Source organism: Polaromonas sp. CT11-55 (genome assembly GCF_047303325.1).
Classification (GTDB): Bacteria; Pseudomonadota; Gammaproteobacteria; order Burkholderiales; family Burkholderiaceae_C; genus Polaromonas.
Map to the genome: position 1 here is coordinate 252,359 of NZ_JBKBEX010000001.1, position 24,909 is coordinate 277,267.

Genomic DNA, 24,909 nt, shown 5'->3' on the forward strand with positions numbered 1-24,909 from the left:
TTTTAGAGCCCGAGCCGCAACGCCATTACCGCGCCCAGTACCAGCGCGGCGATAAAAATCGTCTCGCCAACCAGCATGGCCACGGGCTGCCAGCCCAGCTTCATGAGGTCTTCAAAACTGGTCTTGATGCCGGCCGCCGCGATGGCAGTGACCAGCAGCCAGCGCGAGGTGTCGCTGGCGGCCCGCGTCATGGCCGGCGTGAAAGCGCCTATGGTGGCCAGCAGCACCAGCACGATAAAAGCCAGCAGGAAGCCGGGAACCAGCGGCACTTCCTCGTCCACCGCCTTGGCGTCGGGGTGCTTGCGGTAGCTGATGGCGATCAGCAGCACGATGGGCATCAGCAGCATCACGCGAAACAGCTTGACCACGGTGGCCGTGTCGCCGACCTCGGGGCCCAGCATCATGCCGGCCGCCACCACCTGCGCCACGTCGTGGATGGTGCCCCCCAGGAAGATGCCGCCCTGCGCGGGCGCCAGGCCTATGAGCTTCAAGGCAAAGGGGTACAGAATCATGCTCAGGGTGGAGAGCACCGTGACGCCGACCACGGCCAGCAGGGTGAAGCGCTCGTTCTCCTTGGTCTGCGGCAGCACTGAAGAAATCGCCAGCGCGGCGGAGGCGCCGCAGATGGCGACGGCGCCGCCCGAGAGCACGCCCTGCTCACGCGGGCGCTTCAGCCATTTCGCCAGCAGCAGGCCGAAGGCGATGGTCAGCGCCACCGCCGCCACGATCACCAACGCCGTTTCCACGCCCAGCTTGGCCACCTGCGTCAGCGTGATGCGCGCGCCCAGCAGGGCCACGCCGACGCGCAGCAGGGTGCGGCCGCAAAAATCCACACCGGTCTTGACCTTGGGGTTGCTGTTGAGAAAGTGGAAGGCCAGGCCTATCAGCAAGGCATACAGCAGCTGGGGCCCACCGTAATGCTCGGACAGAAAGGTCGCCGCCAGCGCGATGACCACACACACCATGGCGCCAGGCACGCTGGCTTTCAGAAGGGAGACGGAAGGAAGAAAGGACACTGGGGATGGAGCCGGGGCTGAGACCGGGAATGGGGCAAAAAAATGCCGGTGGCAGGGCTTCCGGCTGTTGTCTGGCTTATGCGGGAAACGGCTATCACCGGGTGATTTTCCGTCTTGCACGCACTATTTCCATATGCTACTATTATTAGGTTGTATATACAAGTTGAGGTGCTAATGGCACCAGAATGGCGTGCTTTTCAGGCACGGGATGTGCATGCAACAGGCCAGAAGATTCCTTGTTTCAGTTCGCCGCAACCTATCCGGAGACCTCCATGAAGATCAGCAAACTTTTGGCCTTGTCCGCGTTCGCGATGGCCGCCTTCGCGCCGCTCGCCTCCCACGCCCAGCAGGCGGTGCGCGTCGGCTCAAAGAACTTTACCGAGCAGTTCGTGCTGGCCGAAATCTATGCACAGGCGCTGGACGCCGCGGGCATCAAGACCGAGAAAAAACTCAACCTGGGCGGCACGCTGATCGCCCAGAAGGCGATGGAAGAAAAGCAGATCGACTTCTACCCTGAATACACCGGCACCATGCTGCTGGCCGTGCTCAAGCAGGAGCCCATGACGGACGCCAAGGCCGTGTACGACAAGGTCAAGGACGCCTATGCCAAGATGGGCTTCGTGGTGCTGAACCAGTCCAACCTGAACAACGGCTATGTGATGGTGGTGCGCGCCGACACCGCGCAAAAACTCAAGCTTGAAACCCTGTCCGACCTGGCCAAGGCCGCCAAGGACCTGAAGGTCGGCGCCGGCCCCGAGTTCCGCGACCGCAAGGACGGCCTGCCGGGCCTGAAGGCCAAATACGACATGGTCTTCGGTGAAGACCTTCAGATGGCCATCGGCCTGCGCTACCAGGCGCTCAAGAACGACCAGATCCAGGTCGTCAACGGCTACTCCACGGACGGCATGATCAGCGCGATGAAACTCAAGCGCCTGCGCGACGACAAGAGCCTGTGGCCGCCCTACTTCGTCGTGCCGGTGATCCGCAAGGAAGTGCTGGACGCCAACCCCAAGATAGGCGAAGTGTTGAACCGCGTGAGCGCCCTGCTCGACGAATCCTCCATGGCCCAGATGAATTACCAGGTCGACGGCGAGAAACTCGAACCCAAGGACGTGGCGCGCGACTTCCTGAAATCCAAGGGACTGGTCAAGTAAGCCTGCCGGCTCCCACACGCCCGCACCATTTCCCCGCATCACCGTGAAAGCTTGCACGCCATGACAGTAACGGTCGGGGAACAATGGCTGGGTATTGCCGACCTGGTGCGCGTGGCGCGCAGCGGCGAGCCCGTGTCGCTGGCGCCCCAGGCGCGCGAACGTGTCGTCGCGGCGCGCGAACTGGTGATGCGCCTGGCTAGCTCGGGCCAGGCGATTTACGGCCTCAATTCCGCGCTGGGCGCCAATACCGGTGCCGTGCTGGCCGAAGGCGACCTCGAGGACTACCAGCGCCGCGCCGTGCGCGCCCGGGCCGTGGCCGTGGGACCGGCCTATGACAAGACTTCCGTGCGCGCGATGCAGTTCGCGCGCATCGCCGGCCTCTCGCGCGGCGGCTCGGGTATCTCGCCGGCGGTGCTGGATGCATGCATCAACTTGCTGAATTTCCAGGTGCATCCGGTGGTGCCGCGCTTCGGCTCCATAGGCGTGGCCGACCTGCCCCAGCTTTCGCACCTGGCCTTGCCGCTGTTCGGCGAAGGCCAGGCCGAGGTTCGCGGTGAAATCCTGGACGGCGCCGCCGCGCTGGAACGCGCGGGCCTGCAGCCCGTGACCCTCGGCGCCAAGGACGGCCTGGCGCTGATCAGCTCCAACGCGGCGACCACGGCACGCGCCGCGCTCGTACTGCATGACGCCCAGGTGGCGCTGGACGCCTGGCTGGCTACCGTGGCGCTCGGGTATGAAGGTTTCAGGGCCAACCTGTCGCCGCTGCACCCCGGAGCCGTGGCGGCTCGCCCCGCCGCCGGCCAGGTCGAGGTGGCGCGCCAGTTGCGCGAGCTGCTAAAGGGCAGTGCGCTGCTGGAGCCGGATGCCGCGCGCCGCGTGCAGGACCCGGTGTCCATGCGCGTGGTACCGCAGGTGCATGGTGCCGCGCGCGACATGGTGGACGCGGCCTGCGCGCAGGTGGAGATCGAACTCAACAGCGCGGCTGACAGCCCCCTGGTGCTCACCGAACAGGGTGTGATGCTGTCCAACGGCAACTTCCACGTGCCGGCGCTGGCACTGGCGTTGGACGCCTCGGCGATCGCTCTGGCGCAGGCGGCCAGCATGTCGGTCTCGCGCAGCCAGCGTTTCATGTCACCGGCGCTGACCGGCCTGCCGCTGCAGCTCACGCGCCACGGCCCGTCCCATTCGGGCTTTGCGACAGTGCAAAAAACCCTGACCGCGCTCTGGGCCGAGGTGCGGCTGCGCGCCAACCCGGGCTCGCTTGATTACCTGCCGGTGTCCGAAGCGCTGGAAGACCATGCCTGCATGGCGCTGGGCGTGGCGGAAAAACTCGGTGAGCTGGTGGAGCGCCTGCACTACCTGATCGCCATCGAACTGCTGGTCGCGGCCCAGGCGGTGGACCTGCGCGAACTCAAGCCCGCCCAGATGGGCGAAGGCACACGGCGCACCTTTGAGCAGGTCCGCAAGCTGGTTCCCATGCTGGACGAAGACCGCCCGCTGGGCCCGGACATAGACCGCATTCGGAGCGCCGTCGCCGCAGGCGTGTTCGGCCCCGAAAGCGCCAAGGCAGCGGGCGCATGAACTGGTTTCTGCGCAACTGGCCCGACGTGCTGCACTCGCTATGGGAGCACGTCGCGATCTCGCTGACGGCCCTGGCCATCGCTTTTGCCATTTCGCTGGTGATCGGCATCGTGGCCGCTCGGCGTGAAAAGCTCTACGGCACGGTGATGACGGTCTCAGGTTTTCTGTACACGATTCCGACGCTGGCTTTCCTGGCCTTCCTGATTCCCGTGGTGGGCCTCGGCCGCGCCAACGCCATCATCACCATGGTGGCCTTCTCGCTGATGATCCTGATCCGCAGCGTGGCCACCGGCATACGCGAGGTGCCGGTCGACATCATCGACGCGGCGCGCGGCATGGGCATGAACAAGGCGCAGATCATGCGGCGCATAGAGCTGCCGCTGGCCCTGCCGCTGATCGTGGCCGGCCTGCGCGTCTCGGCCGTGACCGTGATCAGCGTGACGGTGGTGGCCGCGTACGTGAACGCGGGCGGGCTGGGTACGCTGATCTTCAACGGCATCGCGAGCGACCACCCGGCCAAGATCTGGACCGGCGCGTTGACGGTCTGCCTGCTCTCCGTCATCGTTGACCTGAGCCTGGCCATGCTTGAGCGGCGGCTCAAAAACCGGCGCGCAGCCTGAACACCAAGAGGCCCCGATGCTTGCCGACGCCTGGAACTATGTCCTGTCCCATCCCGCGCAGTTTTACCGCGCACTGGGGGTGCACGTCGCGCTGTCGGCCTCGGCGCTGCTGATCGCCGCGCTGATCTGCATTCCGGCCGGCATCGCCGTCGCGCGCAAACACGGCCTGTCGCTGGCCGTGGTGAATGCCGCGAATGTGGGCCGCACCTTGCCCTCGCTGGCCGTGCTGGCGCTGGTGATGCCGATACTGGGCACCGGCTTCGCGCCGGCGCTGTTCGCGCTGACGCTGATCGCCTTGCCGCCCATCGTGACGCACACCATCGTCGGCATGCGTGGCGTGGATGCGGACGCGGTCGACGCCGCCATCGGCATGGGCATGACGCGCACCGCCCTGCTGTGGCGCGTGGAGCTGCCCATGGCCATGCCGGTGATCTTTGCCGGCCTGCGCACGGCGGCGGTGCAAATCATTTCCGGCGCCGTGCTGGCGGCTTTTATCGGCGGCGGCGGGCTGGGCGACTTCATCACCGCCGGCATCGCCATGATGGCCGTTCCCCAGCTGCTGGTGGGCGCCATCCCGGTGGCGCTGCTGGCGCTGGGCACCGATTTTCTTTTTGGCGCGCTGCAGCGCCGCATGACTCCGCAAGGGCTTCGCGCATGATCACACTGGACCGCCTCACCAAGTCCTTCGGCGGCAGCGCCCAGTCGGCCGTCGACGGGCTGTCGCTGACCGTCAACACCGGCGAAATCTGCGTGCTGATTGGCCCTTCAGGCTGCGGCAAGACCACGACCATGCGCATGATCAACCGCATGGTCGAGCCCGACTCGGGCCGCATCGAGGTCGGTGGGCGCGACGTCACCAAGATAGACGCGGTGGAACTGCGCCGCTCCATAGGCTACGTGATCCAGCAGGTGGGCCTGTTCCCGCACATGACTTTGGCCGAGAACGTGGCCACGGTGCCCCGGATGCTGGGCTGGGACTCCGCCCGCATCGCAAAGCGTGTGGACGAGTTGCTGGCGCTGGTCCACATGGACCCGGCGATTTACCGCAACCGTTTTCCGCGCGAGCTCTCGGGCGGGCAGAAGCAGCGCGTGGGCGTGGCGCGGGCGCTGGCGGCGGACCCACCGGTGATGCTCATGGACGAACCCTTCGGTGCCATAGACCCGATCACGCGCGCGCGCCTGCAGGACGAGTTTTTGCGCATACTGCGCGAGCTTGGCAAGACCATTGTGTTTGTCACGCACGACATCGACGAGGCCATACGCATGGGCTCGCGCATCGCCATCCTGCGCAGCGGCAAGGTGGTGCAGTACGACACGCCGGAGCGCATCCTCTCGCACCCGGCCGATGCTTTTGTCGGAGCCTTTGTGGGCGGCGACCGCTCGCTCAAGCGCCTGGCCCTGCTGACGGCCGACCCCTATGTGGAAAGCGGAACGCCCGCCGCCAATGCACCGCGCCTGCCGGCCGCAACGCCGCTGCGCGATGCCCTGTCGGCCATGCTGGATGCCGGCGCGAATGAGGCCGCGATTGTGGGCGACCAGGGCCAGCCCCTGGGGCGCGTCACGCTGCAAACCATTCAGCAGGCAGCCGCGGTCGCGCGCACTTAAACCTGACGCATTCTGAGGCCGCTGCAAACGCCGGCCAGCGCCGCGAAGCCGGCCGCCAGCCACAGCGCCACAAAGGAGCCATGGCCGCCCTGCGGGTCAAACATTGCAAAAATCATTGCCAGCAGGACCGCGCCCAGGGTCTGGCCGGTCAGGCGCGCCGTGCCCAGCATGCCGCTGGCGCCGCCGCTGCGGTGCGGTGGCGCCGAGGTGATGATGGTGTGGTTGTTGGGTGACTGGAACAGGGCGTAGCCCACGCCGCACAGCGCCATGCGCCAGACGATGTCGAGCTGCGACGGATGCGGCGGCAGCACCGCCAGCAGGGCCAGCCCCAGCGCCAGCAAAGCCATTCCCAGGCTGCCCAGCAGGCCGCCCGAATAGCGGCCTATCAGCCGCCCCACCACCGGCGACGTCGCCACAATGGCCAGCGGCCAGGCCGTGAGCAGCAGGCCGGCCTGCAAATGGCTGAAACCGTAGTTGCCCAGCAGCAGGAAAGGCAGGCTCACATAGGCCAAGGTCTGCGCGCAGAAAGCGCCAATCGAGGTGCCCATGGACAGCGCGAAGACGGGAATGCGCAGCAAATCCAGCGGGAACAGCGGCAGGGGTTGGGCCAGCTGGCGCCGCACATAGATCACGCCGACCGCAATGCCGGCGGCCAGCTCGGCCAGCGGCAGCCACAGCGAAGCGGCGGGCGCGCCGCCCGGCACGGCCTCGACGCGCACGCCCAGGCCGTCTACGCCGAGGAACACCAGGCCGAACATCAGCGCGTTGAGCAGCACGTCGAGCGGGGCGAGGCGCAAGCCCTCGGCCCTGGACGGGTTGTCGGGCAGGGCTTTGCGGCCCAGCCACACCGACAGCAGGCCGAAAGGCACGTTGAGCGCGAACAGCCAGGGCCAGGAAGCCACCGAAAGAATGCCCGCCGCGATCGAAGGCCCGGCCACCGAGGCCGTGGCCACCACCAGCGAGTTGATCGCGATGCCGCGGCCCAGCAGGTGCTTGGGATAAATGAGGCGCACCAGTGCCGTGTTCACGCTCATGAGGCCTGCCGCGCCCAGGCCCTGCAGCACGCGAGCCAGCGCCAGCGTGGTCAGCGAATCGGCCATGGCGCAGGCGGCCGAGGCCAGCGTGAATACCGACAGGCCCACCAGATAGACGCGGCGGTAACCGACGATGTCGCCCAGCGAGGCCAGGGGCAGGAGCAATGCCAGCGTGGCGACCTGGTAGGCGTTGATGACCCAGATGGATTGCGCGGGTGTGGCGTGGAGCTCGCGCGTGATGTCGGGGAGCGCCAGGTTGACGATGGTGCCGTCAAGCACCGCCATGACGATGCCGAGAATGATGACCAGCAGCGCAGGCAATCGCTGGCCCGCGGGCAAACCATCCTGAACAAGCATTGAGGCCTTTGGTAGAGGGCGGGCGGCAAAGGGAACCCCCGGCCGCCGCGAAGCGCCTATTCTAGGAGCGCGGCCGAAAGCGGGACGGGGGCAGCGCCCTTGTCCCAGCGCCTTGCTTGGGAAAGCCGCGGGCCCGGGTATCAAGGCACGCCAGATGCGACAAATCCCGGCCTGCGGGGCAGGGCCGGGATTTGCCTGCGGGGCATGCCCCGCGAGTGCAGCTGACGCGGCCCCGGATTACTTCATGCCGTACTTGGCCTTGGCGTCATTCTGGCAGCCGTCTTTGGCCGCACCGGTCAGTGCGTCGCAACGCTCCCTGGCCGCCTTGTATTCGGCCTCGCGTTTTTCGGAGTTGGCCTCCTTGCGGGTGTCGGCCATTTTTTCGCTCTTGTCCTTGCTGGTATCCGCCGAGGTCTTCACCACCTTGGCGTCTTCCTTGGCTTTCACATGGGCGGCTTTGGCGTCCTTGATGCAGACGTCCTTGGCGTTGCCCTTCTGGTCGTCGCATTTTTCCTTGGCCGTGTCGTAAGCGGCATCGGCCTTGGCGAAGGCGACTTTTTCGGTGTTGCGCGGGCTGGGCTTGTACTGGGCTTCGAGTTCAGCCTTGGCGACCTTCTCAACGCCCTTGGCTTCCGAGACGCAAATGTCCTTGGCGTTGTCCTTCAGCGTGCCGCATTTGTCGCGGGCTGCTTTGTAATCGGCCGAGATGCGGTCTTCCTGGGCCTTGTACTCCTGCTTGGTCAGCGCCATGGCGTTGCCGGCAAAAGCGCAGGACATCACGGCGGTCAGCATCAACAGTCTGGTCTTCATGGATAGCTCCTTGGGATGGTATGAATCGTTATGGTGGTTTCGGGTACGGGGAAGGCGGCTCAGTAGCGCTCGAAGAAATCCGTCGGATTGCGGTCTTTCCAGACGGCAACCTGTTTTTCGGCCTCTTCCTTGCTGATGCCGTGGCGCTCCTGGATCTTGCCGAGCAGCTGTTCGCGCTTGCCGGCGATCACCTCAAGGTCGTCATCGGTCAGCTTGCCCCACTGTTCCTTGACCTTGCCCTTGAACTGGCGCCAATTGCCTTGGATGCGTTCCTGGTTCATGGCTTTCTCCTCGAAAGGGTTGATGAATTCGCCCGGAATCCGCAAGCACGCTTGCAGGCAACGGGCGGCATGGATTCACCTTAGGAGCGATTCCGCGCGGCCGCCGTAGGCCCGCGTATTCGATGGGCGTAGGTTCATGCTTACAGCCCCGTTTGTGGCACCCGCGTGAAGGCTTCCGACATTCCCTGCGGCCATGGATTCAGCCATGTAGTTGCATAGCCAATCAATTTCCGCTACGATGGCTTCCATGTTTGACCACTGCCTTTATTTCAATACCACCGCGCTGGCCCGCCTGGTCGACAAGGAGTGGACGCTGGCTTTCAAGCCTTTCGGCGTCACGCCCTCGCAGGGTTTCATGCTGCGCCTGGTGCTCAAGCAGCCCGGCATGCCGCAGCACGAGATCGCCGACGAACTGACGATCTCGCGCCCCACGGCCACACGCCTGCTCGACGGCCTGCAGGCGCTGGGCCTGGTGGAGCGCAGGAGCCTGGAATCCGACGGCCGCCACTGGGCGGTGTTTCCCACGGCGCAGGCCGAAGCCATGCATGCCGGCATCAACAAGGCCAGCGGCGAGGTGACGCGCCGCATCCAGCAACAGATCGGAAAGGAGAACTTCGATGAAACCGTAGCCCGCGTCAGGAGCGTGTCTTCCGCGCTCAAATAAACCGTCCTTCATGTTTCCTTTTTTTTACCCATATAGTTGCATAGCTAACTATTTATTTTTAACCCACCGGAGAAATCACATGCCCATCCTCAACGTCAAAGTCAGCCAGCCCGCCAGCCCCCAACTGACGAACGCCATCGCCGAAACCCTGCTGGAGCTGACCACGCGCATCCTGCGCAAAAAACGCGAGCTCACCGCCATCGCCATCGACTTCGTGCCACCCGAGCACTGGATCGTGGGCGGCAGCACGCTGGCCAGCCAGGGCAAGAACAGTTTTTATTTCGACATCAAGGTGGTGGACGGCACCAACACCAAGGACGAGAAGGCGCAGTACGTGGCCGAGGCCTTTGCCGCGTTCAGCAAGCTGCTGGGCAATGTGCACGAGGAAAGCTACATCTACGTGCACGACGTGCGCGCGGAGGCCTACGGCTTTGGCGGCCTCACGCAGGAATACCGCTACATCAAGGCCAAGGCCTAAGAGCCTGTTTACTTGGAGCGCAAGGTGCGGCTCAGCAGCGCGACAGGCAGCAGGCCCACCAGCACCAGGGCCAGTGCGGGCAAGGCGGCTTCGCCCAGGCGTTCGTCGCGCGCGAGCTGGTAGGTGACGACGGCTAAAGTGTCGCTGTTGAAAGGCCGCAGCACCAGCGTGGCGGGCAATTCCTTCATGACGTCGACAAACACCAGCAGGCCGGCCGCCGCGACCGAGCGCTTGAGCAGCGGCCAGTGCACGCGCGCGAGTATGCCCAGGCCGGGCGTGCCCAGCATGCGTGCGCTGTCGTCAAAGCTCGCGGGAATGCGCGAATAGCCGCTTTGCAGGCTTTGCAGCGCCACGGCGCTGAAGCGCACCAGGTAGGCCCAGACAATGCCCAGCACGGTGGCCGTGACCCAGTAGCCCACGCCGGTTTGCGGCGCGGCCGCCTGTAGCCAGCCCACGGGCAGCAGCAGACCCACCACAATGACCGCGCCAGGCACCGCATAACCGAGGCTGGCCAGTTGCAGCGCAGCGCGCGTCAGCAGATGCGGCTTGCGGCGCACCGCAAAGGCCAGGCCGAATGCCAGGCCTGTGGCCAGCAGCGCGCTCAGGCCCGCGAGCCAGACGCTGTTGAGGGCCCAGCCGAAGAATTTGTCCCACAGCAGGTTGTCCCAGCCCAGCACCAGCGGACGCAGCATGAAAAGCACGGGCAGCACAAAACCCAGCGCGATCGGCACAGCGCACACCAGCCAGGCCGACAGCGCGCGCCCTCCCCGCAGCTGCACCGGCGCCGCGTCCTGCGCGCCGGCGCGCGCACCGCGCCCGGTGGCAAAGCGCATGCGTTTTTGCGCGCCGTGCTCCACCCACAGCAGCAGCGCGACAAAAAACAGCAGCACGGTGGCCAGCTGCGCGGCGGCGATGCGGTTGTCCATGGACAGCCAAGCCTTGTAGATGCCGGCGGTAAAGGTCTGTATGCCGAAATAACTGGAGACACCGAAGTCGGCCAGGGTTTCCATCAGCGCCAGCGCGACGCCCGCGGCCACGGCCGGGCGCGCCAGCGGCAAGGCCACGCCGCGGATACGGCGCGACAGCGGCGCACCCAGCAGCCGGGCCGCTTCCATCAAGTGAACGGCGCGCTCCGACAAGGCGGTGCGCGCCAGCAGGTAGACGTAAGGGTACAGCGCCACGGTGAACACCAGCACCGCGCCGCCCAGGCTGCGCACTTCGGGCAACAGCCGGCCCTGCAGCCCGAAGGTCGCGCGCAGCCAGGATTGCAGCGGGCCGGCGTATTGCAGGAAGTCGGTGTAGGCATAGGCCAGCACATAGGCCGGCATGGCCAGCGGCAGCAGCAACGCCCATTCAAACACCCGGCGTCCCGGAAACTCGAACAGCGTCACCGCGCTGGCCGTCGCCATGCCCACCAGCGCCACGCCGAAAGCCACGCTGAGGCACAGCAGCAGGGAGGTGGCGGTGTAGTCGGGCAGCACCGTCTGCAGCATCTGGACCAGGATGGATTGCGCCTGGGCGTCGAACTGCAGCCAGGACAGCCCCACGGCCACGACCGGCAGCGTGAGCAATGCCACCAGCAGAAAGAGCACGGCCGACGGAAAAGAAGAAAAAAGGCGACGCAGCATGTGGACCCGGAAAAAGGCCTCTGCAGAAAGAGGCCCTCCCCTCGCTGCGCGCGCCATGGTGTTGCAGCGGTCACTGCAAATGAGAATTGTAAGCATCTACAATTGCCTACATGTTTCTGGATATCTCCCAGCTGGGCGTGCACTATGCCGGCCGTTCAAAACCCGCGGTCGATGGCGTGTCCTTCAGCCTCCAGGCGGGGGAAATCGGTGTCCTGATCGGCCCCTCGGGCTGCGGTAAGACCACCTTGCTGCGTGCCGTCGCGGGCCTGGAGCGCGCCAATGCCGGCAGCATCACGCTGGCCCGGCAGCTGGTCAGCAGCGCCGGCGTCCATGTGCCGGCCGAATCGCGCCGCATCGGCATGGTGTTCCAGGACTACGCCCTGTTTCCGCATCTCGACGCGGCCCACAACGTGGCTTTCGGCCTCACCCACCTGCCCGCCGCCCAGCGGCAGCAGCGCGCCGGCGAAGTGCTGGAGCTCGTCGGCCTGGGCAATGTGCACAAGCGTTTCCCGCATGAACTCTCGGGTGGCCAGCAGCAGCGTGTGGCGCTGGCGCGGGCACTGGCGCCGCAACCGCGCCTGCTGCTGCTGGATGAACCCTTTTCCAACCTGGACGTGGACCTGCGCGAGCGCCTGGCGCACGAGGTGCGCGGTATCCTGAAAGCCGCCGGGGCGACGGCGCTGTTTGTCACGCACGACCAGCTCGAGGCCTTCGCCATCGGCGACCGCATAGGCGTGATGCACCAGGGCAGCCTACACCAGTGGGATGACGCTTATGCGCTGTACCACCGCCCCGCCACCCGCTTTGTGGCCGACTTCATAGGCCACGGCGTGTTCGCGCAAGCCCATATCGAGCAGCGCGGCGAGGACGTGGTGGTGCACACCGCGCTCGGCGACCTGACCGACATGCTGGAATGCCCCTTGCCGGGCGCCTATGCCGACGGCCTGTGCGACGTGCTGCTGCGAGCCGACGACATCGTGCACGACGACAATGCGCCGGTCAAAGCGCAGATCCTGCGCAAGGCCTTTCGCGGCTCTGAATTTTTGTACACCCTCAAGCTGCAGACGGGCGAGACCGTGATGGCGCATGTGCCCTCACACCACAACCACGCGATCGGCGAATGGATAGGCATACGCGCCGAGGTCGACCATGTGGTGACCTTTCCGCGGGAAGAAAACGTCTAAGCCTGCTGCCGCAGAAGTTCTATGTCTTCGCGCAAGCTCTGCGCCCAGGCGCGCCGGGTCTGCCCTTGCGGCGGCTGCGGTTCGCCGAACACCACCACCGCCTTGATCGGTGGCGCCGTGAGCGTGCGCCAGATAGACCCGGCCAGGGTTTCATCGTCCACATAACTGGGCGCAAAACTGACCGCGCCGCTGGCCGCGTCGATGAATTTCAGCGCGAGCGGCTGCACCGGCACCGAGGCTTCAATGGCCGCCTGGATCAGGTTGGCGTGAAAGTGCTTGAGCGTGATGCCGTCACCCGTCGTGCCTTCGGGAAACACCGCGAGGATGTCACCGGCCTGCAGGCGTTCGGTCATCTGCGTGACCACCCGGTGCGCGTCCCGGCGCGACTCGCGCTCGATGTACAGTGAACCTGCGCCGTCGGACAGGGTGCGCACAAAGGGCCAGCCGCGCACGTCCGCCTTGGAGACAAACCGGCAGTGGCGCGAGGCATGCATCACCAGGATGTCCAGCCATGAAATATGGTTGGCCACCAGCAGCACCGGGCCGCCGGCGGGCGGCTTGCCCTTGACCACCAGTTCGATGCCGACGATGCGCAGCATGGCCCCGGCCCATACCTGCACGCGCGCTTCCCGGTCGGCCTGCTCCAGCTTGGGGAACACGGTCTTGATCGTCCAGAAGCCTTGCACCGCGTGCACAGTGGCGCGCAACAGCGTCCAGCAGAAACGGAGCCATCTCATGGGCTTGCGGGTGCCTCAGTGCGAGGCTTCATAGGCGAGTTGCCCGCCCACCACTGTCCAGCGCACGCGCACGGGCATCTGGTGGCCGCTGAAGGGCGTGTGCTTGCCCTGGCTGCGCAGCGCGGCCGGCTCCACCGTCCATTCACCCTTGGGGTCGAATACGCAGATATCGGCAACGCCGCCCTTGACGAGGCGGCCCGAGCTGCCCTGCAATGTGCCCAGCGCGTCGCCGAGCACGCGCGCAGGCTCGCTGGTCAGCACGGCCAGTGCGCGGACCAGGCCGGCCTCGCTGTCGGCGCCCCACTTGCAGGCCAGGCCCAGCAGCAGCTCCAGCCCGGTAGCGCCAGGCTCGGCCTCTGCGAAAGGCAGGGTCTTGGCGTCTTCATCGACCGGGGTGTGATCGGACACCAGTGCGTCTATGGTGCCATCGGCCAGGCCCTGGCGTATGGCGTCGCGGTCGCGCTGCTGGCGCAGCGGCGGGTCCAGCCGCATGCGGCTGTCGAAGTAGCCGATGTCCACGTCGGTCAGGTGCAGGCTGTTGATGCTGACGTCGCAAGTCACGGCCAGGCCTTCGGCCTTGGCCTTGGCGACCAGCGCCACGCCCGCGGCGCTGCTGACGCGGCACAGGTGCACGCGCGCGCCGGTGGCGCGCATCAGTTCAAAAATCGTGTGCAGCGCGATCGTCTCGGCCGCGACCGACACGCCGCTCAGGCCCAGGCGCGTGGCCAGCGCGCCGCTGGCGGCCACGCCCTGCCCGAGGTAGAGCTCCTGAGGCCGCAGCCACACGGTGTAGCCAAAGGTGGCGGCGTATTGCAGCGCGCGCATCATGACCTGGGTGTTGGCCAGCGGCACCTCGGCCTGGCTGAAGCCCACGCAGCCGGCCTCGGTCAGCTCGACCATCTCGGTCAGCGTCTCGCCCTTGAGCGCGCGGGTCAAAGCGCCCAGCGGGAACACACGCGACTGGTGCAGTTTTTCGGCGCGGAACTTGAGCATCTCCACCAGGCCGGGCTCGTCGAGCACCGGGTCGGTGTCGGGCGGGCAGACCAGGCTGGTCACGCCGCCAGCCACGGCCGCGGCCAGTTCGCTTTCAAGCATGCCTTCATGCTCATGGCCGGGCTCGCGAAGCCGGGCCGACAAATCGACGAGGCCCGGCGCGACGATGCAGCCTGTGGCATCTATGGTCTTGTTGGGCGCGAAATCGGCGGGCGTGCTTTTGAGCGAGACGATGCGGCCCGCGGCAATCGCCACGTCGCAGGTTTCGTCGAAGTTCGAGCCTGGGTCGATGACGCGGCCGTTCTTGATGAGTATCTTCATTCTTTTTTTCTCCGCTCAGGCTTCGTTTCCGGCGACTATGCTCATGACCGCCATGCGGACCGCGATGCCGAAAGTGACTTGCGGCAGGATCACGCTCTGCGTGCCGTCGACCACGGCCGAGTCGATCTCCACGCCGCGGTTGATGGGTCCGGGATGCATCACGATGGCATCGGGCTTGGCCAATTGCAGCTTCTCGGGGGTCAGGCCGAAGCTCTTGAAAAACTCCTGGCTGCTGGGCAGCAGCGCGCCCGACATGCGTTCGTTCTGCAGGCGCAGCATGATGATCACGTCGGCGCCCTTGATACCCTCTTCGAGGGTGTTGCAGACGCGCACGCCCATTTGCGCCATGTCCGCCGGCACCAGGGTCTTGGGGCCGACCACGCGCACCTCGGGGCAACCCAGCGTGGTCAGCGCGTGGATGTCGGAGCGCGCCACGCGCGAGTGCAGCACGTCACCGACGATGGCGACCGTCAGCTTGCTGAAGTCTTTTTTGTAGTGCCGTATGGTGTACATGTCCAGCAGGCCCTGCGTGGGATGCGCGTGGCGGCCGTCGCCGGCGTTGATCACGTGCACATGCGGGGCCACGTGCTGGGCGATCAGGTAGGGCGCGCCCGATTCGCTGTGGCGCACCACGAAGAGGTCGGCCGCCATGGCGCTCAGGTTGGCGATGGTGTCCAGCAGGGACTCGCCCTTGGAGGCCGAGGAGCGCGCGATGTCCAGGTTGATGACGTCGGCCGACAGCCGGGTCGCGGCGATCTCGAAGGTGGTGCGGGTGCGCGTGGAGTTTTCAAAGAACAGGTTGAAGACGCTCTTGCCGCGCAGCAGCGGAACCTTTTTGACTTCGCGGTTGTTGACGCTGACGAAGTTGGCGGCGGTGTCGAGGATTTGCGTCAGCGTGGCCTTGGGCAGGCCTTCGATGGACAGCAGGTGGATCAGCTCGCCGTTTTTGTTGAGTTGCGGATTTCGTCGGTACAGCACGGTGTGGACTCCTCTTGTTTTCTTATGGGTCTCGATTTGTTCTTGGGTCTTCGATCTTCGGTCTTCGGTCTTGGGGCTAGGCCTGGTGGTCCTGCACCTGGAAGCTGAACTTGCCGTCTTCGGCACGCGCCAGTTCCAGCGACTGCGAGGCCGGCAGCGCCACCCGCGCCACCGCGAGGTCGGCTTGCACCGGCAGCTCGCGCCCGCCGCGGTCCACCAGCACCACCAGCTTGACGCTGGCCGGCCGGCCGTAGTCGAACAGCTCATTGAGCACCGCGCGTATGGTGCGGCCGGTGTAGAGCACGTCGTCGACCACGACCAGGTGGGCGCCGTTGACGTCAAAGGGCAGCAGGGTCTGCCCGCTGGAAGCCAGGCCGCGCTGCGAAAAATCGTCGCGGTGCATGGAGGACGACAGGACGCCGGCCTCGCCGGCCAGGCCCAGGTCTTTTTGCAGGCGCTGCGCCAGCCAGGCGCCGCCCGAGGCCACGCCGACCAGCATGGGCGGCTGGGGATAGGACGCCAGCTGCTGGCGCATGCCGCGCAACAGGTCGCTGTACAGCGCCTCGGCGTCCAATGTCAGGCTGCTCATGGAAGACTCCTTAAAAATTGCTCGAGGATGATGCAGGCCGAGGCCGCGTCGGCGTCAAGCGCGCCGCCGGCCAGGGCCTCGGTGGTGCTGTAGCGTTCATCGACTTCGAAGACCTGCAGGCCGAAGCGGCCGCGAAGCTGGCGGGCGAACTTCTGCGCGCGCACGGTATTTTCATGGCTGGCGCCATCGGGGTGAAAGGGAATGCCGACCACCAGCGCGTCTGGCTGCCATTCCTTGATGCGCGCCTCGACGGCCTTGAGGCGGGCGTCGCCGCCTTCGGCCGCGATGGTGGCCTGCGGCGACGCGGTGCGCGTGAGCACATTGCCGGTGGCCACGCCGGTGCGCTTGAGACCGAAGTCGAAAGCCAGAAAGGTTTGGAGGCGATTCGCCTGAGAGGAAGGCATGGCCGTCAGGCTCATGCGTGGCCGGCCTCGGGAGAGAGCATCCAGCTTTGGAGGCCCAGCAACATCAGCGCCTTGTCGTAGCGCTGCTCAACCGGCGTATCGAAGATCACGCCGACGTCGGCGGCGACGGTGAGCCAGCTGTTGTCGGAAATTTCCGATTCGAGCTGGCCTTCGCCCCAGGCCGAATAACCGAGCGAGACAAACACCCGGCGCGGGCCGGCGCCTGTGGAAAGCGCTTCCAGCACGTCTTTGGAGGTGGTCATTTCAAGACCGCCGGGAATCGTCATGGTCGAGGCATAGACCGATTCATTGCCGGGCATCATGGATTCGTGGAGCACAAAACCGCGCTCGGTCTGGACCGGGCCGCCCTGGAATACCGGGGCCTGCGTGAGGTCGTCACGGCGCAGCGGCAGCTCGACCTTGTCGAACAGGTTTTTGAGGTTGATGTCGCTGGGCTTGTTGATGACCAGCCCCAGCGCGCCTCGGTCGCTGTGTTCGCACATGTAAACCACGCTCTTGGCAAACGCTTCATCGTCCATCCCCGGCATGGCGATGAGGAAGTGATGCGTGAGGTTGATCGATGCGGAATCCGTGGCCATACGCGGATTTTACGCGCATGGAAGGCCGCGGCGGGTGCCTGGGGGCGCTTTCGCTACCATCTCATCATGCAAAAGAAATACCGCGCCGGCCTGATGTGGTTCAGGCGCGACCTGCGGGCCCGGGACAACGCCGCGCTGCACCACGCGCTGAAAGCTTGTAAGCAGGTGTTTTGCGTTTTCGTGTTTGACCGGGACATCCTGGACGCCCTGCCCCGTTTCGACCGCCGCGTGGAGTTCATACACGGATCCGTGCTGAGCCTGGACGCTCAACTGCAGCGGCTGGGTGCGGCAAACGGCAAGCCGCAAGCAGGCCTCATCGTGGTGCATGGGCACGCCGGCGATGCCGTGCCGCGGCTGGCCGACGAGCTGGCGGTCGATGCGGTTTTTGCCAACCATGATGATGAGCCCCAGTCCCTTGCGCGCGACGCCGCGGTGCAGGCTGCGCTGGAAAGCCGGGGCGTGGCCTTTCACAGCTTCAAGGACCATGTCATCTTTGAGCGCCAGGAAATCTTGACGCTGGCGGGCAAGCCCTACACCGTGTTCACGCCCTATAAAAATGCCTGGCTCAGGAAAGTGGACGGTTTTTACCTCAAGCCCTACCCGGTGGAGCGTTACGGCGCGGCGCTCACGGCTGTGCCCGATGAACAGCGCGCCATCCCCTCGCTGGCCGAACTCGGCTTTGAAAAAACCAACCTGTCGGCACTCAAGATACCGACCGGTAGCGAAGGCGGAGAACGGCTTTTTGAGGAGTTCAAGGGCCGCATGGCGAACTACAAGGTGGCGCGCGATTTTCCGGCCGTCAAAGGCCCCAGCTACCTGGGCGTGCACCTGCGTTTTGGCACGATGTCCATACGGCACATGGCCGCCACGGCCCTGAGTGCCGAACAACTCGGCAGCGAAGGCGCGGCCACCTGGCTCAGCGAATTGATTTGGCGGGATTTTTATGCGCAAATCCTGAGCAACTTCCCGCATGCGGTGCACAGCGCGTTCAAGCCCGAATACGACGCGATCAAGTGGGAAAGCGGTGCCGGGGCCGACGCGCTGTTCCTGGCCTGGTGCGAGGGCCGCACCGGCTATCCGCTGGTCGACGCCGCGATGGCGCAGATCAACCAGACCGGGTATATGCACAACCGCCTGCGCATGGTGACGGCGAGTTTCCTCGTGAAGGACCTGGGAATCGACTGGCGCCGGGGTGAGCGCTACTTCGCCGAAAAGCTCAATGATTTCGACCTCTCGGCCAACAACGGCGGCTGGCAGTGGGCGGCAAGCACAGGCTGCGACGCACAGCCCTATTTCCGTATCTTCAACCCGGTCAGCCAGAGCGAGAAATTCGATGCCGACGGCAGCTTCATCCGCCGCTATGTGCCGGCGCTGGCAAAGCTGCCCGCCGCGACCATCCACAGCCCCTGGCTGGCCGCACCGCTGGAGCTGGCGGCCGCTGGCGTGGTGATGGGCAAGGACTACCCCTGGCCCATCGTGCAGCACGACGAAGCCCGGGCGTTGACGCTGCAGCGCTATGCGGTGGTGAAAAAAGCCTGAGAGCGGCTTGCGCGGGTTCCGCCTGGAAGTCCCAGGCGGAATCCTGCAAGGTCAGGCGGAGATCGCGGTCTCGGCGGCGCAGTAGTGCCGCACCAGGCTCATCAGCTCTTCTTCCGAGAACGGTTTGCCCAGGTAATGATCGACGCCGAGTTCCTTGGCGTGTTCACGATGCTTTTCAGCGATGCGCGAGGTGATCATGATGATGGGCAGGTTGTTCAGTCGCACGTCGCCGCGGATGTTGCGCGCCAGATCGAAGCCGTCCATGCGCGGCATTTCGATGTCCGACAGCACCACCGCCGGCCGCTCTTCCTGCAGGCGCTCAAGCGCCTGCAGGCCGTCAGCCGCCAGGGTAACGCGGTAGCCTTCACGCTGCAGCAGGCGCTGCGTGACGCGTCGAACCGTGATGGAGTCATCGACCACCAGAATCAGCGGAATCTGCGGGGCTGCGGGCGTCAGGGTCGGCGCTTTCGCGACGCTGCCGGTACCGGCGCTCGGGGCGGCGCCTGCCGCCGTGGCACCGGATCCTTCGAGCATGTGCGGCTCGGCGCGGTCGGTACTCCAGGCGCGGGCCTGCTGGCCGTACACCGAAGCCAGCGCCACCGGGTTGTAGATCAGCACCACCGCGCCGGAAGCCAGCACGGACATGCCGGCCAGGCCGGGCAGGCGAGACAGCTGCGGCCCGAGGTTCTTCACCACAACTTCCTGGTTGCCCAGAACTTCATCGACGTGCAGGGCGATACGCTGCGCGGCGCTTCGGAAAACCACGACAGGCGTGGTCTTGCCCTGGACTTCGCTGCTGTGCTGCGAAGCCTGCAGCAAGGCACCCGACCAGAAGAAAGGCATGGTTTCGCCGGCGATCTCCAGCGTGCCGGTGTTGTAGGCCTGCTGCAGCTCCTTGGCGGAGGCGCGGCGCACGGTTTCCACCACGTTGGCGGGCACGCCCACCGAGAGATTGCCGGCGCGAATCATCACCACCTGCGTCACGGCCGTGGTCAGCGGCAGCACCAGCTTGAAGTGGGTGCCTTTACCGGCCACGGTGGAGGTTTCAATCCGGCCGCCCAGCGAGTTGACTTCGGAGCGAACCACGTCCATGCCGATACCGCGGCCGGCCAGTTCGGTCACCTGGGCCGCGGTGGAGAAACCGGGCATAAAAATCAGGTTGGCGGCGTCGCTGTCTTCAATGACCTGGTCCGGCGCGATCATGCCGAGGCTGACGGCTTTTTCGCGGATGCGGTGCAGGTTCAGGCCGGCGCCGTCATCGCTGAAATCGACCGACACGTCATTGCCTTCCTGGCGCAAGTGGACGGTGATCACGCCGACCGGGTCCTTGCCGGCGTTGGTACGAACCTCGGTGCTTTCAATGCCGTGGGCCACGCAGTTGCGCAGCAGGTGTTCGAAGGCGGGGGTCATGCGGTCCAGCATGCCGCGGTCCATCTCGATGGTGCCGCCCAGCAGGTCCAGTTTCACCTGTTTGCCGGTTTCCTTGGAGGCCTGGCGCACCACGCGGTACAGGCGCTCGGAGATGCCTTCAAATTCCACCATGCGCGTGCGCAGCAGGTCGCGCTGCAGCTCGCGGGTCTGGCGGGCCTGGGCGATCAGGTCGTCCTCGGTGGCTTCCACCGTGCGCTGCAAGGTGCGCTGCACGGTCGCCACGTCGTTCACGGATTCGGCCATCATGCGCGTCAGTTCCTGCACGCGCGTGAAACGGTCGAACTCGAGCGGGTCGAACCCGGCCTGGGCCTCTTTGGCCTGCGCCAGGCGCGACTGCATCTGGGTTTCGGCCTGCAGCTCGATGTCGCGCAACTGCTGGCGCAAGCGGTTCAAGTTACCGCTCATGTCGTTGAGCGAGCCGCGCAGTTGGCTGAGTTCGGCCTCCAGGCGCGAGCGCGTGATCATGACCTCACCAGCCTGGTTGACCATGCGGTCCAGCAGCTGGGACCGCACGCGTATAGAGGCGTTGGCCGCTTGCCGCAAGGGCTGCATGGCCATGGCCTGAGGCGCCGGCACGGAGAGCTTGCGGGAACCGCCTGCGGCAGCAGCGGCCGGCGCGGGGCTTTCCGCGGCGGCCTCGGCAGCGTCGGGCTTTGCGGCGGCCTGCACCGGCGCGGAGACGGGCTCGGGCTGCGCAGCGGCGAGGGGGGCCAGCTGCACGGGCGCGGCGGCGGCCGCCGCATCGGCGTTGCGCAGCGCTTCGAACGCGGCTTCCATCGCGTCAAAACGGTTGATCAGGGCGTCGAACTCCGCCGAGGCCGCGGCGTCGGAGCCGAGGAACTCGATTTCGGATTCAATCCGGTGAGCCATTTCACCGAGGCGCAGGGCACCGGCAAGCCGGGCGCTGCCCTTGAGCGTATGGAGCGCGCGCAGCACTTCCATGCGCGCGCCCTGGTTGTCGGGCCGCGCGGACCACTGCCGCAACGCACCGCCCAGCTGGGGCATAAGTTCAGCGCCTTCTTCCTCAAAAATCGGGAACAGGTCGGGGTCGATGGCATCGACGGCATCGATTTCCTCGTCCTCTTCGTCCTCGAAATTTTGGGCCGCGGGCGCCGGTGTGGCCGCCCGCACCGGCGACGCGGCGACCACGGGGGGAGCGACAAACGCAACGGGCGGCGGCACGGGGGCGGACTGCACAGGCGCTGGCGCCGGTGCGGGTGCTGGCACCTCGATAAGCGGAGCTTCTTCGACGGCCTGCATCACCACCGGCTCGGGCTCGGGTTCCGGCAACGGCTCGGGCTCCACGGCCGGTTCCCGGGGCAGGACGGACTCGAACTCAGACTCAGAATCGAAATCGTACTCAGAGAAGTCAGTGCCTGGCGGCAGGACCGAGTCGGAGAAATCGAGCTGTTTGAGGCGATCAAGAACACCGGCGTCCGGCTCCTTGAGGAAGCCGGCGGCAAACTGGTGCAGCAGCCGGCGTATGTCTTCCGCCGCATCCACAAACACCTGGCCGTACTTGGCGGCGCCGTTGCGGTGATGCGCGCGGGATTGCTGCAAGGCCTGTTCCAGCGCGCGGGCCATTTCGGACAGGGCGTCGAACCCGACCGTGGCTGAGCTGCCGGCCAGGGAATGCGCCAGGGCCACGGTGGAATCGCTGACCGGCTGGTTGCGCTCCAGCGACCATTCGGCCACTTCCGTGACCAGCCGGCGCGACCATTCGTCGGCCTCGTTGAGGTAGACGTTGTAAAGCGGGATGCTGATGCGCAAAGCGCCTATGACCTTGACCTGCTCATCGCCGCCCTCGGCCGACATCGCGCTGTCGGTGGCCTCAACACGGTCCAGGGCATCAAGCGCCTCGACCTGCGGCAGGCTGGGAACGGGTTCGCTCACGGCGGCGGCCTGCGGCGGCGTGGCCGAAAAGTCGAAGTTCAGGTCGTCGGCCAGATCGGCTTTGACGGGCTCGGCCGCTTCGGCATGGAAGTGCTTGTCAAAGTCGGCGTCGGACAGCTCTATGGCTTCCGCGCTGTCCAGCTCGAGCACCGGCCCGGCATCGGCGGCCGCAACGGGCTGCGCCGGAACAGCGGCATCGCCGGAAAGTGCCGACAGGCTGTCGAAATCGATGCCCGCAATCTCGGCCGCGGGTTCGCCCACCGGCTCGGCGGGCTTGGCCGGCGCGGCAGCGTCGCCAAACACCAGATCAAAGTCCAGGTCATTGAGAGGTGCCGGCGCCTCAGCGGGCGCCGCGCTTGCGGCTTCGGGCGCACCGGCGTCCAGTTCGACGTCAGGCAGGGAGAAGGCCTCGGCGGCAGACGGCTCCGTGGCGGGAGCTGGCTCGGCGACGGCAGCAGGGGCAGCCACGGGCGCGGCCGCAGCCGCCTTGGCGCCCAGCACCAGCGGGCTGTAACGGCCTTCGGTGCGCATGGCATCGGCGCTGGCGCGGAAGACCGATGCGGACCAGGCGCCGTCCTTGTTGGCGGCGATGTCGGCGATCCAGTCGGCGAAACCGCCCATGGCTTCGCTGGACAGGGCCCTGAACTCGTCGGTGGTGGCCTTCTGGTCGGCCAGCCAGGTGTTGAGCATCTGCTCCAGCGACCAAGCGGCTTCGCCGAACTCGTTGAGCCCCACCATGCGCGAACTACCCTTGAGGGTGTGGAAAGCGCGGCGCAGGACAGTGAGCTGTGAAACGTCGGCCGGGTCGGAGGCCAGGGCAGCCAGGGCTTCCCGGCCGTTGCCTATCACCTCGCGCGCTTCCTCCAGGAAGATGTCGCGCAGGTCGTCTTCTTCAAAGTCGTCGGATTCAGCCGCGGGTTCAGGCGCGGCCGGCGCCGGCGCCACAGTGAAGGCCAACGTCGTGAGCGCCGTGGCGGCGGCGTCGGCATCACTCGTGGACACAGCCACAGCGGCCTCGCGGGCGGTTTGCGCCAGGGCGGGTTGTTCTGCCAGTGCCGCATGGGTCGCCAACGTGTCGAGCTTGATGGTGAGGCTTGCGTCGGCTTCGCCCTGGCCGGCATCCTGCACCACGGCGATGACTTCCTGGGACAGCATGTCGCTGTTGACGGTGACGGCCGAAGCGGCGCTTGCCGCATTCTGCGCACGTCCCATGAGCGGTCTGAGTTCGCCCTTCTGGTCGTCGTAGACAAACAGCTTCTTCGCCAGCGCGGGCTGGTAGTTCAGCATGTCGATCAGAAAGCTCAGGGCGCCCAGGTTGTTGCCCAGGTGCTCAAACGTACCTGCGGCGCGCGCCTGCTGTTCGTCGATTTCGGTGACCAGCATCTGCTCGACGCTGTCGCGCATGCGCAGCACAGCGTGCGAGGCTTGATCCAGGCCCAGCACGGACAGCACGCCGCGCATCTGCGACAGCTGCCCGGGAACCGCCTGGAGCGTCACCTTGTCCTGCGGATTGCGGAAGAACACATCCAGCGATTTTTCGAGCTCGCCCAGGGAGACGCGCAATTCTCCGACCACGCTGCCCATGGTCTGCTTGTCGCTGACACGGCGGTAAAGCTCTTCCATCCAGCCTTCCAGCGGCTGGGGTTGGCCACCGGCCCGCACGCCCTCCAGGCGCTCCGCGAGGTTGGCCGTGCGCACCGCCAGTTGTGGATCATTGGGATCCAGGTCGTCAAACGCGGCCTCCAGGTACAGCACCGAGGTGGCCACTTCCATGGCCAGTTCGATGCCGGGAGCCTGGCCCGAGCGCACCACGGTGTCGACGGCCTTGCTCAGGGCTTGCGCCAGCGGCTCGCTGGGCGGATGGAGCTTGAGCAGGGAATCGGTCACCAGGCTGAACTGGTCACTGACCAACTTGAATTTGTTGGCATCCCCGGCGGACAGGGCCGACCAGGTTTCCTTGGCCGAGGTGATACGCTTGCGCGCCTGGGCCAGCAGGGCCGGATCGAAGCGCCCGAACTGGACGAGTTCGTAGTCGACAGGCTTGAAGCGGTTCAGGCCGTAGGCGGAGCGCACGGCCGACAGCACAGGCGTGTCGCTGGCGCGCGCCGATACCGCCTGCGAGCAGAAAAACAGCAGGTCCTGCGCCAGGCGCTCGGAAACGGAATTGTCGCCTTTGGCCAGCGAGGCGTACTGCATCAGGATGCGGGAAGCGGCGCGCTTGACGTACAGGTCCGAGCCCAGCAGTTCGTTGGCGACCGCTTCAAAGTAAGCCGCAGCTATCTTCCAGAAGATGCGGGGCTGGCGGTCGGCCTGCCGGGTTGCGAATCCGAGGCTGAGTTCCTTGAGGCTTTTGGCGGCTTGCGGTGCCTTGCCCTTCATGATCTGCAGCACCGACTGGTCCAGCACGGCGCGCGCGCTGTCGTCGTAGTTGCGCGGCTCGCTGGCGGCCGTGAGTTCAGGTTCCAGCCAGCGCCATTCGAAAGGCCACAGGTCCGCGGGATGGATGCGATCGGCGCGCAGCAATTCCTGCACGTCGCGGTATTGGGGGAATAGGGACACGGCCGAAATCGGCTTGTCGGCCAGCACACCCTCGAGGTATTCGGTCAGGGCAAAGCTGGCCCGTTCGATCTTGCCGGCGGCTTCCTGGCTGCATTGCTCGGGCTGCTGCACGAACTTCTGCACGGCCGCTTCCATTGCACGCAGTACCAACGCGGGGCCGGCCAGGCCCACCATCTCGAGCGCGCCCACCGCCTGGTGCAGCTGCTGGCGGGCAATCCGAAGCTGGCTGGCATCCACGGCCGCGAGGTCGGAGCCGCGAGCGGCTTCGGCATCCCGCACGAAACGCTTGAGCGCCTTGGCAGCGCCATCGAGCGACTTGCGAAGTTCGTCAAGCACCCATGCGAGAGGGCCTAGGTCGTTGACGGCAAGATCGAGCTCGGCAGCGGTTGAGTTCGGGACGTTGGATTGCATAAATAGCGGGCCGGTTCTGGAATCGGTGTCAGAGGCTAAGGCG

At 65.9% G+C, this 24,909-nt stretch carries 21 protein-coding genes; 9 read left to right on the plus strand and 12 right to left on the minus strand.

Going from position 1 to position 24,909, the window contains the following annotated elements:
• Positions 1 to 2 precede the first annotated feature (2 nt).
• Positions 3 to 965 carry a YeiH family protein gene (locus tag ACEN8I_RS01265; protein ID WP_413325675.1) on the minus strand — a complete coding sequence of 321 codons (963 nt, stop codon included), beginning with the start codon at positions 963 to 965 and terminating at the stop codon, positions 3 to 5.
• Positions 966 to 1,288: 323 nt separating this feature from the next.
• On the opposite strand from ACEN8I_RS01265, the gene ACEN8I_RS01270 reads away from it, so the two are divergent.
• The 5 genes from ACEN8I_RS01270 to ACEN8I_RS01290 are packed head-to-tail and all read left to right on the plus strand — an operon-like array spanning position 1,289 to position 5,976.
• Positions 1,289 to 2,170 (plus strand): glycine betaine ABC transporter substrate-binding protein, encoded by an 882-nt coding sequence (locus tag ACEN8I_RS01270; protein ID WP_413325455.1) that lies wholly within the window; start codon positions 1,289 to 1,291, stop codon positions 2,168 to 2,170.
• Positions 2,171 to 2,230: 60 nt separating this feature from the next.
• A complete protein-coding gene (locus ACEN8I_RS01275; protein WP_413325457.1) occupies positions 2,231 to 3,751 on the plus strand; it encodes an HAL/PAL/TAL family ammonia-lyase in 1,521 nt (506 codons plus the stop codon).
• Positions 3,748 to 4,371: an ABC transporter permease gene (locus ACEN8I_RS01280; protein ID WP_413325459.1), complete on the plus strand. Its 624-nt coding sequence runs from the start codon at positions 3,748 to 3,750 to the stop codon at positions 4,369 to 4,371. The genes ACEN8I_RS01275 and ACEN8I_RS01280 overlap by 4 nt, the downstream gene beginning before the upstream one ends.
• A 16-nt stretch (positions 4,372 to 4,387) precedes the next feature.
• The gene (locus ACEN8I_RS01285) at positions 4,388 to 5,029 is read left to right on the plus strand and encodes an ABC transporter permease (RefSeq protein WP_413325461.1); all 642 of its coding nucleotides are present in this window, start codon (positions 4,388 to 4,390) and stop codon (positions 5,027 to 5,029) included.
• A complete protein-coding gene (locus ACEN8I_RS01290; protein ID WP_413325463.1) occupies positions 5,026 to 5,976 on the plus strand; it encodes an ABC transporter ATP-binding protein in 951 nt (316 codons plus the stop codon). Before ACEN8I_RS01285 ends, ACEN8I_RS01290 begins: the two co-directional genes overlap by 4 nt.
• Here the strand turns inward: ACEN8I_RS01290 and ACEN8I_RS01295 are convergent.
• The 3 genes from ACEN8I_RS01295 to ACEN8I_RS01305 all read right to left on the minus strand — a co-directional run bounded on the left by ACEN8I_RS01295 (position 5,973) and on the right by ACEN8I_RS01305 (position 8,458).
• Positions 5,973 to 7,367, minus strand: a complete 1,395-nt coding sequence (locus ACEN8I_RS01295) for an MFS transporter (RefSeq protein WP_413325465.1) — start codon at positions 7,365 to 7,367, stop codon at positions 5,973 to 5,975. The two genes, ACEN8I_RS01290 and ACEN8I_RS01295, sit on opposite strands and share 4 nt — an antisense overlap.
• Positions 7,368 to 7,604: 237 nt before the next feature.
• Positions 7,605 to 8,177, minus strand: a complete 573-nt coding sequence (locus ACEN8I_RS01300) for a hypothetical protein (protein ID WP_413325467.1) — start codon at positions 8,175 to 8,177, stop codon at positions 7,605 to 7,607.
• Between the two features lie 59 nt (positions 8,178 to 8,236).
• Complete coding sequence (locus ACEN8I_RS01305; protein ID WP_413325469.1) at positions 8,237 to 8,458, minus strand: CsbD family protein; 222 nt, start codon at positions 8,456 to 8,458, stop codon at positions 8,237 to 8,239.
• A 247-nt stretch (positions 8,459 to 8,705) separates the two neighbouring features.
• Between ACEN8I_RS01305 and ACEN8I_RS01310 the strand changes: the two genes are divergently transcribed.
• Positions 8,706 to 9,122, plus strand: coding sequence for a MarR family winged helix-turn-helix transcriptional regulator (locus ACEN8I_RS01310; RefSeq protein ID WP_074576328.1), 417 nt, complete (start codon positions 8,706 to 8,708; stop codon positions 9,120 to 9,122).
• 79 nt (positions 9,123 to 9,201) lie between these two features.
• Positions 9,202 to 9,600 (plus strand): tautomerase family protein, encoded by a 399-nt coding sequence (locus ACEN8I_RS01315; protein WP_413325471.1) that lies wholly within the window; start codon positions 9,202 to 9,204, stop codon positions 9,598 to 9,600.
• 8 nt (positions 9,601 to 9,608) lie between these two features.
• Here the strand turns inward: ACEN8I_RS01315 and ACEN8I_RS01320 are convergent, their stop codons facing one another.
• Positions 9,609 to 11,228: an ABC transporter permease gene (locus ACEN8I_RS01320; RefSeq protein WP_413325473.1), complete on the minus strand. Its 1,620-nt coding sequence runs from the start codon at positions 11,226 to 11,228 to the stop codon at positions 9,609 to 9,611.
• A 110-nt stretch (positions 11,229 to 11,338) separates the two neighbouring features.
• Between ACEN8I_RS01320 and ACEN8I_RS01325 the strand changes: the two genes are divergently transcribed.
• Positions 11,339 to 12,412: an ABC transporter ATP-binding protein gene (locus ACEN8I_RS01325; RefSeq protein WP_413325475.1), complete on the plus strand. Its 1,074-nt coding sequence runs from the start codon at positions 11,339 to 11,341 to the stop codon at positions 12,410 to 12,412.
• Here ACEN8I_RS01325 and ACEN8I_RS01330 read toward each other — a convergent pair.
• The 6 genes from ACEN8I_RS01330 to ACEN8I_RS01355 form a co-directional block, all read right to left on the minus strand.
• Complete coding sequence (locus ACEN8I_RS01330) at positions 12,409 to 13,149, minus strand: lysophospholipid acyltransferase family protein (RefSeq protein WP_413325477.1); 741 nt, start codon at positions 13,147 to 13,149, stop codon at positions 12,409 to 12,411. The genes ACEN8I_RS01325 and ACEN8I_RS01330 overlap by 4 nt on opposite strands.
• A gap of 15 nt (positions 13,150 to 13,164) precedes the next feature.
• Positions 13,165 to 14,463, minus strand: coding sequence for a dihydroorotase (locus ACEN8I_RS01335; RefSeq protein ID WP_413325480.1), 1,299 nt, complete (start codon positions 14,461 to 14,463; stop codon positions 13,165 to 13,167).
• Positions 14,464 to 14,478: 15 nt separating this feature from the next.
• Positions 14,479 to 15,441 (minus strand): aspartate carbamoyltransferase catalytic subunit, encoded by a 963-nt coding sequence (locus tag ACEN8I_RS01340; protein ID WP_413325482.1) that lies wholly within the window; start codon positions 15,439 to 15,441, stop codon positions 14,479 to 14,481.
• Positions 15,442 to 15,517: 76 nt separating this feature from the next.
• On the minus strand, positions 15,518 to 16,030 hold the full coding sequence (gene pyrR, locus ACEN8I_RS01345; protein ID WP_413325484.1) for a bifunctional pyr operon transcriptional regulator/uracil phosphoribosyltransferase PyrR: 513 nt from the start codon (positions 16,028 to 16,030) through the stop codon (positions 15,518 to 15,520).
• Complete coding sequence (gene ruvX / locus ACEN8I_RS01350) at positions 16,027 to 16,449, minus strand: Holliday junction resolvase RuvX (protein WP_413325486.1); 423 nt, start codon at positions 16,447 to 16,449, stop codon at positions 16,027 to 16,029. The genes pyrR and ruvX overlap by 4 nt, the downstream gene beginning before the upstream one ends.
• Complete coding sequence (locus tag ACEN8I_RS01355; RefSeq protein ID WP_007864998.1) at positions 16,446 to 17,033, minus strand: YqgE/AlgH family protein; 588 nt, start codon at positions 17,031 to 17,033, stop codon at positions 16,446 to 16,448. The genes ruvX and ACEN8I_RS01355 overlap by 4 nt, the downstream gene beginning before the upstream one ends.
• Before the next feature lie 66 nt (positions 17,034 to 17,099).
• On the opposite strand from ACEN8I_RS01355, the gene ACEN8I_RS01360 reads away from it, so the two are divergent.
• Entirely contained in the window at positions 17,100 to 18,572 is a 1,473-nt protein-coding gene (locus ACEN8I_RS01360; protein ID WP_413325488.1) for a cryptochrome/photolyase family protein, read from the plus strand.
• Positions 18,573 to 18,623: 51 nt separating this feature from the next.
• Here the strand turns inward: ACEN8I_RS01360 and ACEN8I_RS01365 are convergent, their stop codons facing one another.
• Positions 18,624 to 24,866, minus strand: coding sequence for an Hpt domain-containing protein (locus tag ACEN8I_RS01365; protein WP_413325490.1), 6,243 nt, complete (start codon positions 24,864 to 24,866; stop codon positions 18,624 to 18,626).
• Positions 24,867 to 24,909: the final 43 nt, after the last annotated feature.